The 13,630-nt window shown below is 69.8% G+C and carries 12 protein-coding genes; 9 read left to right on the forward strand and 3 right to left on the reverse strand.

Annotated features, from left to right (window positions below; all coding sequences use genetic code 11):
• Positions 1-6: 6 nt before the first annotated feature.
• Together ACWEV3_RS03365 and ACWEV3_RS03370 are read left to right on the forward strand one after the other, a co-directional pair.
• A complete protein-coding gene (locus ACWEV3_RS03365; protein WP_452612335.1) occupies positions 7-1,176 on the forward strand; it encodes an acyl-CoA dehydrogenase family protein in 1,170 nt (389 codons plus the stop codon).
• Positions 1,177-1,279: 103 nt separating this feature from the next.
• The gene (locus ACWEV3_RS03370) at positions 1,280-2,029 is read left to right on the forward strand and encodes a GntR family transcriptional regulator (protein WP_452612336.1); all 750 of its coding nucleotides are present in this window, start codon (positions 1,280-1,282) and stop codon (positions 2,027-2,029) included.
• A 40-nt stretch (positions 2,030-2,069) separates the two neighbouring features.
• Here the strand turns inward: ACWEV3_RS03370 and ACWEV3_RS03375 are convergent, their stop codons facing one another.
• A complete protein-coding gene (locus tag ACWEV3_RS03375; protein ID WP_452612337.1) occupies positions 2,070-3,032 on the reverse strand; it encodes a LysR substrate-binding domain-containing protein in 963 nt (320 codons plus the stop codon).
• Positions 3,033-3,167: 135 nt separating this feature from the next.
• Between ACWEV3_RS03375 and ACWEV3_RS03380 the strand changes: the two genes are divergently transcribed.
• The 3 genes from ACWEV3_RS03380 (at position 3,168) to ACWEV3_RS03390 (ending at position 6,705) form a co-directional block, all read left to right on the forward strand.
• The gene (locus ACWEV3_RS03380; RefSeq protein ID WP_452612338.1) at positions 3,168-4,286 is read left to right on the forward strand and encodes a PrpF domain-containing protein; all 1,119 of its coding nucleotides are present in this window, start codon (positions 3,168-3,170) and stop codon (positions 4,284-4,286) included.
• A gap of 33 nt (positions 4,287-4,319) precedes the next feature.
• A complete protein-coding gene (locus ACWEV3_RS03385; RefSeq protein ID WP_452612339.1) occupies positions 4,320-5,576 on the forward strand; it encodes an SLC13 family permease in 1,257 nt (418 codons plus the stop codon).
• A gap of 142 nt (positions 5,577-5,718) precedes the next feature.
• On the forward strand, positions 5,719-6,705 hold the full coding sequence (locus ACWEV3_RS03390; protein WP_452612340.1) for a zinc-binding dehydrogenase: 987 nt from the start codon (positions 5,719-5,721) through the stop codon (positions 6,703-6,705).
• A 57-nt stretch (positions 6,706-6,762) separates the two neighbouring features.
• Here the strand turns inward: ACWEV3_RS03390 and ACWEV3_RS03395 are convergent, their stop codons facing one another.
• Entirely contained in the window at positions 6,763-7,557 is a 795-nt protein-coding gene (locus ACWEV3_RS03395) for a CoA-transferase subunit beta (RefSeq protein ID WP_452612341.1), read from the reverse strand.
• 26 nt (positions 7,558-7,583) lie between these two features.
• Positions 7,584-8,555, reverse strand: a complete 972-nt coding sequence (locus ACWEV3_RS03400; RefSeq protein WP_452612342.1) for a CoA transferase subunit A — start codon at positions 8,553-8,555, stop codon at positions 7,584-7,586.
• A gap of 140 nt (positions 8,556-8,695) precedes the next feature.
• On the opposite strand from ACWEV3_RS03400, the gene ACWEV3_RS03405 reads away from it, so the two are divergent.
• From ACWEV3_RS03405 to ACWEV3_RS03420, 4 genes are all read left to right on the forward strand, one after another.
• Positions 8,696-9,610: a LysR substrate-binding domain-containing protein gene (locus tag ACWEV3_RS03405; protein WP_452612343.1), complete on the forward strand. Its 915-nt coding sequence runs from the start codon at positions 8,696-8,698 to the stop codon at positions 9,608-9,610.
• Positions 9,611-9,786: 176 nt separating this feature from the next.
• A complete protein-coding gene (locus ACWEV3_RS03410; RefSeq protein WP_452612344.1) occupies positions 9,787-11,121 on the forward strand; it encodes an MFS transporter in 1,335 nt (444 codons plus the stop codon).
• A 68-nt stretch (positions 11,122-11,189) separates the two neighbouring features.
• Positions 11,190-12,239 carry a cyclase family protein gene (locus ACWEV3_RS03415; protein ID WP_452612345.1) on the forward strand — a complete coding sequence of 350 codons (1,050 nt, stop codon included), beginning with the start codon at positions 11,190-11,192 and terminating at the stop codon, positions 12,237-12,239.
• A 45-nt stretch (positions 12,240-12,284) separates the two neighbouring features.
• On the forward strand, positions 12,285-13,622 hold the full coding sequence (locus ACWEV3_RS03420; protein ID WP_358574201.1) for a short-chain fatty acid transporter: 1,338 nt from the start codon (positions 12,285-12,287) through the stop codon (positions 13,620-13,622).
• The last annotated feature ends 8 nt before the right edge of the window (positions 13,623-13,630 follow it).

A 13,630-nucleotide genomic window follows, 5' to 3' on the forward strand; every position in this document is an offset into this window, starting at 1 on the left:
GATGCATTGAGCACATTGGACATCCTCAGCGCCGACGAGAAGCTCGCCGTGGAAACGGTGCGCGACTTCGTCGACAAGTCCGTCAAACCCGTGGTGCAGGAGCTGGAGCACTCCAACACCTACCCGGAGGCCCTCATCGAGAAGATGAAGGAACTGGGCATCTTCGGGCTGGCGATCCCCGAGGAGTACGGCGGCACACCGGTTTCCACGCCCTGCTACGTGCTGATCGTCGAGGAGCTGGCCCGCGGCTGGATGAGCCTCGCCGGCGCGATGGGCGGCCACACCGTGGTGTCCAAGCTGCTGCTGAACTTCGGCACCGAGGAGCAGAAGCGCAAGTACCTGCCGAAGATGGCCACCGGCGAGATCCGCGCGACGATGGCGCTGACCGAGCCGGGCGGCGGCTCCGACCTGCAGGCGATGACCACCAACGCCCGGCGGGAGGGTGGGGGGGAGTACGTCGTCAACGGCGCCAAGACCTGGATCACCAACTCGCGCCGGTCCGAGCTGATCGCGCTGATGTGCAAGACCGACCCGGCCGCGAAGCCCGGCCACAAGGGCATTTCGATCCTGCTCGTCGAGCACGGCCCGGGCCTGACCGTCTCCCGCGACCTGCCCAAGCTCGGCTACAAGGGCGTGGAGAGCTGCGAACTGTCCTTCGAGGACTACCGCGCACCGGCATCGGCGCTGCTGGGCACCGAGGAGGGCCGGGGCTTCGCGCAGATGATGAAGGGCCTGGAGACCGGCCGCATCCAGGTCGCCTCCCGCGCGCTGGGCGTGGGCAAGGCAGCCCTGGAGGACGCGCTGCGCTACGCCCAGGAGCGGGAGAGCTTCGGCAAGCCGATCTGGCAGCACCAGTCGGTGGGCAACTACCTGGCGGACATGGCCACCAAGCTCACCGCCGCCCGCCAGCTCACCCTGCACGCCGCTCGGGAGTACGACGCGGGCCGCCGGGTGGACATGGAGGCGGGGATGGCCAAGCTGTTCGCCTCGGAGGTGGCCATGGAGATCGCGCTGAACGCGGTGCGCATCCACGGCGGCTACGGCTACTCGACGGAGTTCGACGTGGAGCGCTACTTCCGCGACGCGCCGCTGATGATCGTCGGCGAGGGCACCAACGAGATCCAGCGCAACGTCATCGCGGCGCAGCTGGTCAAGCGCGGCGGCCTCGACGCCTGACGCCGGCGCCCAACGGAGTTCGTGAGCGCTCGCTCCGGTAAGAGCCGGAACGAGCGCTCACGAGTTTCCGCTACGGTCAGGAGCGACAAGCCGGGAGGTGGATGTGGCACAGCGGACCGATGGCCGGGAGAGCGCGTACCTGCGACTGGCGCGGGAGCTGCGGGCGGCGATCCTGCAGCACGACTACCCCGAGGGCAAGCGGCTGCCCACCGAGGCCGAGCTCGCCGAGGCGCACCGCGTCAGCAGGCAGACCGTCCGCCGCGCCTTCCAGGACCTCGTCGCCGAGGGCATGGTCTACCGGATCCCGGGGCGCGGCACCTTCGCGGCGCCGCGGGAAGAGCAGTACCTGCGCCAGTTCGGCTCCATCGACGACCTGATGGGGCTGTCGATCGACACGACGATGGAGCTGATCACCCCGCTGCGCCAGCAGGTCGACCTGGACGCCGCGGGCCGCCTGCGGCTGCAGTCCGACCGGGTGCACACCCTGGAGTTCCGGCGGCTGCACGACGATGTCCCGTTCTGCCTGACCACGGTGTTCCTGCCGCCCGCGGTGGGCAAGCTCGTCGAGTCGGTCCCGGAGCTGACCGAGCCCGGCGCACGCAGCGGCGTGACGATCATCGGCCTGCTCGACGACAGGTTGGCCGATCCGATCGCGGAGGCGGAGCAGAGCATCACGGTGGGCATGGCGACCCCGGAGATCGCCGAACACCTGGGTTGCGAGCCGCAACGCCCGCTGCTGCGCATCGACCGCATGTACCAGTCGACGACGGGCGAACCCGTGGAGCTGGCGGTCAGCTACTTCCTGCCGGAGCACTACTCCTACCGGGTCCGCCTCCGCCGCAACGTCCGCTGAGCCTGGCTGCTCCCGGTGCGCGGGAATCCATTGCTGGATTTCATGACGTGCTCCTCGCCCGGACGGTGCCGAGCTGGGCGAGGTGCAGGTTGGTGTCGGTGAACTTCTGCGACACCGCGTGCAGGATCTCCGTCATCGCCACCGTCGCCGGGGTTGGTGTTCGGTTCGCCAGCCGTGCCAACAGGATTCGTCTCGTCGGCGCCGGGACGTCGGTGGCGAAGTTGACAAGCCGCACGTCGTGGCGCCGGTTGGTCAGGGCCAGCCGCGGCGCGATCGCGATGCCGAGACCGGCCGCGACCATCGCCTGCGCCTCCTGGTAGTCGTGAGATTCGTAGGAGATCATCGGATCGAACCCCGCAAGCCGGCAGCTGCGCCGCAGCACCTCGGCCACCGGGTGGTTGTCCGCGCGGATGATCCACTTGTGCTCGGCCAGGTCCGCCAGCCCGATGGCGGGTTCGTCGAGCAGTTCCGAGTTCGCCGGCACCACCAGCACCGTCGGGTCGTCCAGCAGGTGGTCGACTTCCAGCGACGTGTCGTCGATGCGGCCCCACTCGTAGTCCCACAGCATCGCGAGCTCGATTTCGCCGGTGTGCAACAACTCCATCAGCTCGGCGAACAGCGCCGAGCGGACGCTGGTGCGCATTCCGGGGTGCTTGCGGGAGAAGCGCGTTAAAGCCAGCGGCAGCAGCGAGGCGCTGGCCGTCGGGAACGAGCCCAGCCGCAACGTGCCCTGGTCCAACCTGGCGAGTGAATCCAGATCCGCCTGCGCGCCGCGCAGTTCGCGGCGGATCGCGCGGCCGCGCTCGGCGAGCGCCCGGCCCGCGTCGGTGAGCTGCACGCCGCGGGGCAGCCGGTACAGCAGCGGTTGGCCGACCTCCGCTTCCAGCCGGGACATCTGCTGGGAGGCCGCGGAGGGCGTGATCATCAACGACTCGGCGGCCGCCGTGAGGGAGCCGCGATCGGCGGCCTCGACCAGCAACAACACGCGCCGAACGTCCAGCATGGGGCTCCCTCCCCGACCCGCCGGGCCAGCTGTTAGCGCTGCTTAAGTCAGCGTAAGGACTTGAACATTGTACTGAATGCTCGGTCTTGTCAGGGTGAACGCCGACGAACCCACCTGAGTAGGAAGAACGTTCCAGTGCACGTATCCGCAACGCTGGTGCGCGGCGGCACCAGCAAGTGCTGGCTCTTCGACGAGTCGACGCTCCCTGCCACTGTGTATTCCACTGTGGACAGCCTTGAGGGCTTGCTCGTCAACGCCTACGGGGCCGCCGATCCGGTGCAGTTGGACGGCGTGGGCGGCGCGACCCCCACCACGTCGAAGGCGGCCATCGTCCGCGCCTCCGACGCCCCCGGAGTCGACGTCGAGTACTTGTTCGGCCAGGTCGGCATCGGGATCGGGCGGGTGGAATGGGGCAGCAACTGCGGCAACTGCGCCACCGCGATCGCGCTGTGGGCCGTGGCCCGCGGCTTCGTGCCCGTGACCGGCGATCTCACCCGCGTGGTGCTGCGCAACACCAACACCGGCGCCGTCCTGGAGGCCGAAGTGGACACCGCCGGCGGCCGCGTCCACGAGTTCGGCACCCAGACGGTCCCGGGCACCCGGGCCGGGGGAGTCGCGGTCGGCCTGACCTTCCTCGACCCGGCCGGGCGCACCACCGGATCGGTCACCCCGACCGGCGAAGTCGCCGGCCAGCTGACCTGGGGCGGGCTTCCCGCGACGGTCAGCATGATCGACGCCGGGGCGCCGATGGTGCTGCTCGACGCTGCCGGAATCGGCCGCACCGCGGTGGAATCGCTCACCGAGATGCGCGAGCTCGTCGAACCCCTGCGCGCGGTCCGGCACGAGGCGGCGCGGCGCATGGGCCTGGCCGAACCCGGTGCCGAGCCGAACGACGCCGTGCCGAAGGTCGGCATCGTCGGCAAACCAGCGCCCTACCGGACGACCATGGGCGACGAGATCGCCGCCGAGGATTACGACGTGGCCGTGCGGATGCTGTCCATGAACGCGCCGCACCCCGCCATCGGGCTCACCTCCGCCGTCGGCATCGCCGTGGCGAACCTCCTCGGCGGAACCGTCGTGCGCGGCGCGTCGGCGAGCACCGGTCCGACGCTGCGAATCGGAACTCCGGCCGGTGTCGTCGCCGTCACCTGCGGTGATCTCACCGGGGCAACGCCCCGCCGGGTCACCGTTCGGCGAGCCGCTCGCATCCTCTGCGACGCCGACATCTTGGTTCCGGACCTCATCCCGGCCTAACATCCGCCCGATCTCCAACCGCATAGGACAACGATGTCTGCCGAAATGATCTCCATCGGTGCGCTCGGCGTCATGTTCGTCGTGGCCACCGTGCTGCCCATCAACATCGGGATCCTCGCCTTCATCGGCGCGTTCGTCGTCGGCACCGCCTCGCTGGGGCTGTCCGAGGACGAGATCTTCGAAGGTTTCCCCGTCTCGCTGTTCGTGACGATCGTCGGTGTCACTTACCTGTTCTCGGTCGCCCAGCGCAACGGCACGATCGACGTGCTGGTGCGCGCCGGGATCAAACTCGTGCGCGGCAAGGCCGCGCTGATTCCCTGGGTGCTGTTCGTGGTGGCCGCCGTGCTCACCGCGTTCGGCACGTTCACCCCGGCCGCGGTGGCGCTGCTGGCGCCGGTCGGCATGAACTTCGCCTACCGCTTCGGCATCAGCCAGTTGATGGTCGGCATGATGGTGATCAGCGGTGCGCACGCAGGTGCGTTCTCGCCGATCGCCGTCTCCGGCGCCCTGGTGCTGGGCATGGTCGACAAGACGCCGCTGCACGTGGCGCCGCACCTGTTGTTCCTGGCCAGCTTCGGCTTCAACTTCCTGCTGTCGCTGATCACCTTCTTCCTGCTGGGCGGATTCGCCAAGCGGCAGGCCCGGGAAGTCGCGCCCGACGAGGCCGACGAGCCGGAGCTGTCGGCCGGCGAGCTCACCTGGCGGCAGGGGGTCACGCTGGTCGCGTTGGCCGGGCTGGTCGTCGGTGCCCTGGTGTTCCACCTGGAGATCGGATTCCTCGCGTTGCTGGCGGCCACCGCGCTGACGCTGGTCGACATCAAGAACCAGTCCAAGGCGGTCGAGGGCATCAGCTGGTCCACGATCCTGCTGGTCGCGGGCATGGTCACCTACGTGGAGATCCTGGAGAAGGCGGGCACCATCGAGGCCGTCTCGCACGGCGCGGCGGGCATGGGCGCGCCGCTGTTCGTGGCCCTGCTGCTGTGCTTCGTGGTCGCGATCGTCTCGGCGTTCGCCTCGTCGACGGCGATCCTCACCGCGATCATCCCGATCGCCGTGCCCCTGCTGCTGGCCAGCCACATCAGCGCGGTCGGCCTGGTGGCGGCGCTGGCGATCTCCACCACGATCGTCGACACCTCGCCGTTCTCGACGAACGGTGCCCTGGTGCTCAGCAACGCCCGCGGTGTGGACCGGGACCGCTTCTACAAGCAGATCATCGGCTACACGGCGGGAATCGTGGGTGCCGGCCCGATCCTGGCATGGGGCTTCCTGGTGCTGCCCTCCTCGATGTGATCGCGCGGCTGAGCCTGAGCCCGTGCCAGGGCTCAGGCCCCGCTGTTCTTCGCGATGTGAGATCCGCGTCACAACCGGATGATCTTCAGTGCGGTCGAGGTTGGAGGTTGGTGCACAGTCGACGGAGTTCGGAGGAGCGGTCATGAGGGTTGTGCGGGTGAGCGAGTTCGGTGGGCCCGAGGTGCTCGTCGTGGCGGAGGCGCCCGATCCGGTCGCCGGGGCCGGGCAGGTCGTGATCGGCGTCGAGGTCGCCGCCATCGACTTCGTCCAAACCCAGCTGCGCCAGGGCTTCTCGCCGGGACCACCGCTGCCGGAGCTGCCCTACGTGCCCGGCGCGACGGTGGCCGGAACGGTGCTCTCGGCAGGCGACGGCGTAGACGCGAGCTGGATCGGCCGCCGGGTGGTCGCCCACACTGCCGACGGGCTCGGTGGGAACGCCGAGAAAGCGGTAGCCGACGAGGACGCGCTGTTCCCGGTCCCGGACGGGCTGGGGCTGCCGGAGGCGGCGGCGCTGTTCGACGACGGCTCCACCGCGATCGGCCTGGCCGAGAACGCGGCGATCAAGCCGGGGGAGTGGGTGCTCGTCGAGGCGGCCGGTGGCGGCGTCGGCAGCCTGCTGGTGCAGTTGGCCCGCGCCGCCGGCGCGCGCGTCATCGGCGCGGCGAGGGGCGAGCGCAAGCGCGAGCTGGTGCTCTCGCTGGGAGCCGAGCTGGCGGTCGACTACGCGGAATCCGGTTGGCGCGAACAGGTCCTGGCGGCGACGGCCGGCCGGGGCCCGGACCTGGTCTTCGACGGCATCGGCGGAACCATCGGCCGGGAGGCGTTCGAGCTGACCGCGCGCGGCGGGCGGTTCTCGGTGCACGGCGCCTCCAGCGGCGCGCCGAGCGAGATCGACGGGGCGGAGGCCGAGCGCCGCGAGGTCACCGTGATCGGCCTCGACCAGCTCTTCGGCTTCGCGGCGACCGCGCGCCCGCGCAAGGAACGAGCGCTTTCCCGAGCGGCGGCGGGATTGCTGACCCCGACCATCGGCCAGACCTTCCCGCTGGAGCGCGCCGCCGACGCCCACGCGGCCATGCAGAACCGCCAGGTGATCGGCAAGACCCTGCTCCAGGTGCAGACGGGAGCATGATCGGGACTCGTGAGCACTTCGGGCTGTTGCAGCGGTCCAAAGTGCTCACGAGCCGGGTCAGCGGAGGTAGACCCGGTCGGGGTCGACGTCCTCGCGGAGCAGGCGGAGTTCCGCTGCCGTGGGCGGCTCGACGGTGGTCAGCTCGTCGGCCACCTGGAGGTCCCAGCCGGTCGCCGCGCGGACCTGGTCCACCGTGACGCCGGGGTGAGTCGCCACCAGCCGCAGCTCCTCGCCGACTCCGTCGCGCGCCAGGATGCCGAGGTCGGTGATCACCCGCGTGACGCCCGCGCCCAGCGGCCGGATCCCGTCCCGCAGCGCCCGGTCCGGGCCCGGCGAGGTGCAGAAGTCCAGTTCGGACATGAAGGAACGCGGGTCGTGGCGGCGCATCACCACGAACACCTCGCGGGAGTTGGCCATCACCTCCATCGCCCCGCCCGAGCCGGGCAGCCGCACCTTCGGCGCGTGCCAGTCGCCGATGACCGACGAGTTCAGGTTGCCCCACCTGTCGATCTGCGCCGCGCCGAGGAACCCGACGTCGATCCGGCCGCCCTGCAGGACGTAGCCGAACAGCGCCGTCATCGGCAGCACCGCCTCGGAATCGGTGATCAGCACCGCGTCGGCGATCGTCTCCGGCAGCTGCGACGGGTGCGCCCCGCACACGCCGGACTCGTAGACGATCTCGATGCCGGGCGCGACGGTCAGCTGCGCCAGCGACACCGCCAGCGTCGGCAGCCCGATCCCGGCGAAGACGGTGTTCTTGCCGGCCAGCTCCCGCGACGCGACCGCGGCGAGCAGCTCGGAGGACGTAACGGCCACAGTGGACCCCGTTGAACCGGTGGAGACAGCGTTCATCACGACAAATCCTTTCGTTCTGCCCGTCAGAGCCGGCGCCCGTAGTTGACCGGTTCGCTCCACGCCTCGCCCACCGCCAGGCCCGCCCAGTGCTCGGCGCCGAGCTTCTCGAGGTACTCGGCGTGGTCGCGGGTGCCGCGGATCCACTCGTCCAGCCAGGCCCGCAGCCGCTCGGGATCCTTGCTGATGTGCGACCAGCTGCGGTAGAAGTCGCCGTCCCGGTCGTAATAGCCCTGCGCGAAGGCCGGGTGCGCGCCGCGCGGGCACTCCACCACCGCGTCCACCGCGTGCGCCGGGATGACCGTGCGGTTGGGGTCGGAGCGGATCACCTCGTCGGCCACCACCTCCTCGACCACGATGATCGCGTGCTTCGCGGCGTAGACGGCCTCGGCCTGGATGCCGGTCAGGCCCCAGATCTGGGTGTTGCCGGCCCGGTCGGCGCGCTGCGCGTGCACGATCGTGACGTCCGGGTTCAGCGGCGGCACCACGTAGATCTGCTCCGCTTCGCCGTCCGGGCCCGGGAACGGCGAGGCCACCTTGCGGATGCCGGGGTTCACCGCAGGCACGTCGCTGCCGCCGTAGGAGCGCAGCGGGTAGAACGGCAGCCGCTGGGCGCCGGCGAGGTACCGGCAGATCATCCCGTAGTGGCTGTACTCCTCGAACTCCAGCGGCGCGGGCTGCCCGGTCTCGATGCGGCGGCGCAGCTCGCCGAGCGAGCCGGCGGTGGAGTTGCCGACGAACGACGACACGAGCTTGCGGACGCAGCCGCCGGCGATGAGCTGATCGGTCACGATGTCGGCGGTCATCCGCGCGATGGTGAGGTCCTCGCGGCCCTGCCGGATGATCTCGTGCCCGGCCGCGGTGGGGATCAGGTGCGTGAAGCCCTCCAGCGCGACCGTCGCCCCGTCCGGGACGAACGCGGCGATCGCGTCCCGCATCGTCATGGTCTTGTCGGGCCGGGGGACCGGCGTCGTCGACTCGGCGACCGGGTTCTGCATCGTCGGGGCTCCTCGGTGTGCGCTTCGAATGCACAGCACATTGCCAGGCGGCATTGATAGCTGTCTAATACTGAATTAGTGTCGGATCAAGAGTCATTTCTTATGGATTCCCCGGGTTCCGGGGTGAACAGAGGTCGACCGTGGAGCTGCGCTACCTCACCGCATTCGTCGCCGTCGCCGAGGAACTCCACTTCGGCCGCGCAGCCAAGCGGCTGCAGATGGCGCAGCCGCCGCTGAGCCAGCAGATCCGCCAGCTGGAGAAGGAGCTCGGCGTCCAGCTCTTCGAGCGCAACACCCGCTCGGTCCGGCTCACCAGCGCCGGCGAGTCGTTCCTGGAGCCCGCCCGCACGGCGCTCGACGACGTCGACATCGCGGTGCGCGCCGCGAAGGCCGCCGGCCGCGGCGAGTACGGGCGGGTCACCGTCGGCTTCGCCGGCGCCTCCAGCCACGAGTCGCTGCCCCGGCTGACCCGCGCGGTGCGCGCCGCGCATCCCGGCCTGGAGCTCGTGATGCGCGGCCAGACCTACGCGAACGTGGCGCTGGCGAAGGTCGCCGACGGCTCGCTGGACCTGGGTTTCGTGCGGCTGCCGGTCAACCAGGTCGGCTCGCCGACCCCGGGCGTGCAGACCCGGGTGATCGAGGTGGAGGAGCTGATCTGCGCGCTGCCGACGGATCACCCGCTGGCCGGGCGGGAGCGGATCGCGATCGAGGACCTCGCCGACGAGCCGTTCGTCAGCTTCCCGTCCAACGCCGGGTCCACGGTGCGCGACGCGTTGGTCAAGGCGTGCGTGTCCGCCGGGTTCAACCCGCGCGTGGTGCAGGAGGCGCCGGATTCCTACACCATCCTCGCGCTGGTGGCCGCGGGCGTCGGCGTCACCCTGACGCTGACGTCCTGCCAGCACATCCAGCAGACCGGCACGGTCTACCGGCCGCTGGCGGGCGCGCCGATGCTGCTGCACGCGGCGCTGGCCTGGCGCACCGACAACACCTCCGCGGCCCTGCGCACCGTGCTCGGCATCGCCGAGGAAGCCCTGCCCACGCCCGTGGGCGGCTGATCGCCGACGGCCGCTCACCTGGGGTGTTCCGGCGAATTAATAAGCCTGACGTCTCACTGTTGCACTGATTCTGTATTGGACACGTCTAGGTTTGGGTGGCACGGTTACCGCCATCACATCGGGACGCGGGCGCCGTTCGAGGACGCCCGCCGGCACCGAGCTTCAAGGGAGAATGCATGGGTGCGGCCAACGCGCGCGAACAGAGCCGAACGGCCAACCGCGCCGGGATCGGGGCCTTCATCGGCTCGACCATCGAGTGGTTCGACTTCTACATCTACGGCACGGCCTCGGCCCTGGTCTTCGACAAGGTCTTCTTCCCGGAGCTCGACGGTGCGATCGGCACCCTGGTCGCGTTCGCGACCTTCTGGGTCGGCTTCCTGGCCCGCCCGATCGGCGGCATCATCTTCGGCCACATCGGCGACCGGCTGGGCCGCAAGAAGACCCTGGTCATCACGCTGCTGCTGATGGGCATCTCGACGACCCTGATCGGCGTGCTGCCCGGCTACGCCCAGATCGGCGTGTGGGCGCCGATCCTGCTGGTGACCATCCGCATGGTGCAGGGCATCGGCCTCGGCGGCGAGTGGGGCGGCTCGGTGCTGATCGCCTCGGAGCACGCGCCCAAGGGCAAGTCCATCCTCTACGGCGCGTTCGCCCAGCAGGGCTCGCCGGTCGGCAACACCCTGAGCACGGTCAGCTTCCTGGCCATCAGCCAGCTCCCGGACGAGGCGTTCCTGGGCTGGGGCTGGCGCGTCCCGTTCCTGGCCTCGGCGCTGCTGGTGCTGGTCGGCCTGTTCATCCGGATGCGGGTCACCGAGTCGCCGGCGATGGCGAACCTCATCGAGCGCAAGAAGGTCGCCAAGCTGCCGGTGTGGGAGGTCGTCCGCTCGCACCCGGCGCTGCTGGCGCTGGGCATCGGGGCCTGCACGATCGGCCTGTCGGCGACCTACTTCAAGTCGACCTTCGCGCTGTCCTGGGCCACCAGCCACCTCAGCTTCGACAAGAGCTCGTTCCTGACGATCATCCTGGTCGCCAACATCACCCAGATCATCGTGCAGCCCTTCGGCGCCGTCATCGCCACCAGGATGCGCAGCTGGTCCCGCGCGGTGACCGTGATGCTGCTGCCCGAGGTCGTGCTGCTGCCGCTGATGTTCGTGCTGATCGGCACCGAGAACTACGGGCTGGCGATGTTCGGCGTGGCGATCGCGACGATCCCGCACTGCCTGTACTACGCGGCCCTGGCGGGCATGCTCGCCAGCCGGTTCCCGGCGCACGTGCGCTACACCGGCATCTCGCTGTGCTACCAGATGTGCGGCACGCTGCTCGGCGGCACGACGCCGATCGTCGGCCAGTTCCTGCTGAACCTGTCCGGTTCGATCACCGCGGTGATCGCCTACGCGATCTTCCAGGTGGTGCTGACCCTCGGCTGCATGCTGTTGCTGCTGCGCCGCCCGAACCACGACGAGCGTGCCGAGGCCGACCGGGCCTCGCGCGCCGAGGCTGTTCCCGCGTAACCGGGCGCGACCGGGTGCGGCTTCCCCGTCCGGCGGGGAAGCCGCACCCCGTTCTTCTGGAGGCACAGATGGAGAATCCGCGTTGGGTGCGGCGTCCCGAGGGGTCCAACTGGGGCGATTTCGGGCCGGACGACAACCTGGGGCGGCTGAACCTGCTCACACCGGAGAAGGTCCGGGAGGGCGTGGCCGAGGTCGTCGAGGGCGTCACCCACTGCCTGAGCCTGCCGCTGGACCTGCCCGGCGGCACCGCGCTGAACCCCAACCGGTTCCCGCCGGTCCTGCGGCCGAACCGGCGCGCAGGCGAGGTCAACTACAACTTCGAGATGGACCGCATCGACCCCGGGCACACCGACGTGCTTTGCGACGACCTCGCGGTCCTGCACCTGCAGTACTCGACGCAGTGGGACTCGCTGGCGCACGCCGGTTCGATGTTCGACGCCGACGGTGACGGGGTCGCGGAACCGGTGTTCTACAACGGTTTCCGCGCCGCGGAGCACGTCGTCGGCCCGGCCCGGCTCGACGATGCGGGCATGCAGACCCTGCACGGTGCCAGCACGTCGTCGGCCGGGCCGCTCGGGATCGACCACATGGCGCGGAAAGCGGTGCAGGGCCGGGCCGTGCTGATCGACCTGCACGCCCACCTCGGCGGCGAGCGCACCCTCGTCGGCTTCGATGCGCTGGCCGGGATCATGGCCGCCGACGACGTGGTCGTCGAACCGGGCGACATCGTCTGCCTGCACACCGGCTTCGCCGAGAAGGTGCTGTCGATGCGGGGGAATCCCGATCCGGACGTGCTGCACGGGTTCGGCGCCGTCCTCAACGGACGCGACCCGGAGCTGCTGCGCTGGATCACCGAGTCGGGGCTGGCCGCGCTGGTGGCCGACAACTACGCGGTGGAGGCGTTCCCGGCTCCGGCGGCGCCGGGCCCCAACGCCGTGCTGCCGCTGCACGAGCACTGCCTGTTCAAGCTCGGCGTGCACCTCGGCGAGCTGTGGCGGCTCACGCCGCTCGCCGGACACCTGCGGGCGAGCGGCCGCAGCCGCTTCCTGCTCACCGCCCCGCCGCTGAACCTGCCGGGCGCGGCCGGTTCGCCGGTCACCCCGGTGGCCACGCTCTGACGCATTTCGCACCGGGAAGGTCCCGGCGCGCTAGGGAAAGCACAGATGACCAAGATCGCCAACTTCTTCACCGAGCTGATGCGCCGGTACCTGCCCGATCCGTTCGTGTTCGCCATCGGGCTGACCTTCCTGACCCTGCTGCTGGCGCTGACGGTGGAGGGCAAGGGCTTCCTCGAGATCACCGAGGCGTGGGGCGACGGGTTCTGGAACCTGCTGTCCTTCACCACGCAGATGGCCGTCATCCTGGCCATGGGGTACGTGCTGGCCAGCGCGCCGGTGACCGACCGGCTGCTCGACGCGGTGGTCGCCCGGGTGCACCAGCCGCGCACGGCCGTCGCGGTCGCCACCCTGATCGGCGCCGTCGGCTCCTACCTGAACTGGGGCTTCGGCCTGGTCATCGGCGGGATCGTGGCGAAGAAGCTGGCGCTGAAGGTGCCCGGCGTGCACTACCCGCTGATCATCGCCGCCGCCTACAGCGGTTTCACCATGTACGGCCTGGGGTTGTCGGCGACGATCCCGCTGACCATCTCCACCAGCGGGCACTCGCTGGAGAGCAAGATGGGCGTCATCGCCCTGGGGCAGACGATCTTCTCGCTGCCGATGCTGCTGACCGCGCTCGCCGTGCTGATCACGCTGCCGGTCCTCAACGCGATGCTGCACCCCAAACCCGGCCAGCCGGTCAAGGAGATCGACCCGGCGCTGCACACCGAGAGCAAGTCCGCGGCCGTCGAGTCCGCGGACTTCGGCGGCGTCACCGTCGCGTCGCGGCTGAACAACAGCCGCGTCCTGAGCCTGCTGATCGGCGCGCTCGGCATGGTCTACGTGGTCGTCTACTTCGTCAAGGGCGGCGCGGCGGACCTGAACCTGGTGAACTTCTTCATCCTGTTCCTGGGCATCCTGCTGCTGGGCACGCCGCAGGCCTACGTCGCCAAGCTCGGCGAGGGCATCAAGACGATCTCCGGCATCGTCCTGCAGTACCCGTTCTACGCGGGCATCATGGCGATCATGGCCGCCTCCGGCCTGGTGGGCACGATCTCGCAGGTCTTCGTGGACATCTCCACCCCGGAGACGCTCGGGTTCTGGGGCCTGATCAGCTCGTTCGTCATCAACTTCTTCGCGCCCTCCGGCGGCGGCCACTGGGTCATCCAGGGCCCGTTCATGGTCGACGCGGCCAACGCGATCGGCGCGCCGATGCCCGACGTGGCGATGTCGGTCATGCTCGGCAACGCCTGGAACGACCTGGTGCAGCCGTTCTGGATCCTGCCCGCGCTGGCGCTGTCGCGGCTGCGCCTCAAGGACGTCATGGGTTACACGGTGATCATGATGTTCTGGGTCGGGTTGATCTACATCGCCGCGATCCTGCTCTGGGGATTCCTCGGCTGAGCCGTTGT

The organism is Saccharopolyspora sp. NPDC003752 (assembly GCF_053605825.1).

What these genes read in the sequence shown, in the direction of transcription:
- ACWEV3_RS03375 (WP_452612337.1), bottom strand. Translation starts at nt 3,032, where the DNA reads ATGCTGGACGTTCGGCGCGTGTTGTTGCTGGTCGAGGCCGCCGATCGC.
- ACWEV3_RS03385 (WP_452612339.1), top strand. Translation starts at nt 4,320, where the DNA reads ATGTCTGCCGAAATGATCTCCATCGGTGCGCTCGGCGTCATGTTCGTC.
- ACWEV3_RS03390 (WP_452612340.1), top strand. Translation starts at nt 5,719, where the DNA reads ATGAGGGTTGTGCGGGTGAGCGAGTTCGGTGGGCCCGAGGTGCTCGTC.
- ACWEV3_RS03395 (WP_452612341.1), bottom strand. Translation starts at nt 7,557, where the DNA reads ATGAACGCTGTCTCCACCGGTTCAACGGGGTCCACTGTGGCCGTTACG.
- ACWEV3_RS03400 (WP_452612342.1), bottom strand. Translation starts at nt 8,555, where the DNA reads ATGCAGAACCCGGTCGCCGAGTCGACGACGCCGGTCCCCCGGCCCGAC.
- ACWEV3_RS03410 (WP_452612344.1), top strand. Translation starts at nt 9,787, where the DNA reads ATGGGTGCGGCCAACGCGCGCGAACAGAGCCGAACGGCCAACCGCGCC.
- ACWEV3_RS03415 (WP_452612345.1), top strand. Translation starts at nt 11,190, where the DNA reads ATGGAGAATCCGCGTTGGGTGCGGCGTCCCGAGGGGTCCAACTGGGGC.
- ACWEV3_RS03420 (WP_358574201.1), top strand. Translation starts at nt 12,285, where the DNA reads ATGACCAAGATCGCCAACTTCTTCACCGAGCTGATGCGCCGGTACCTG.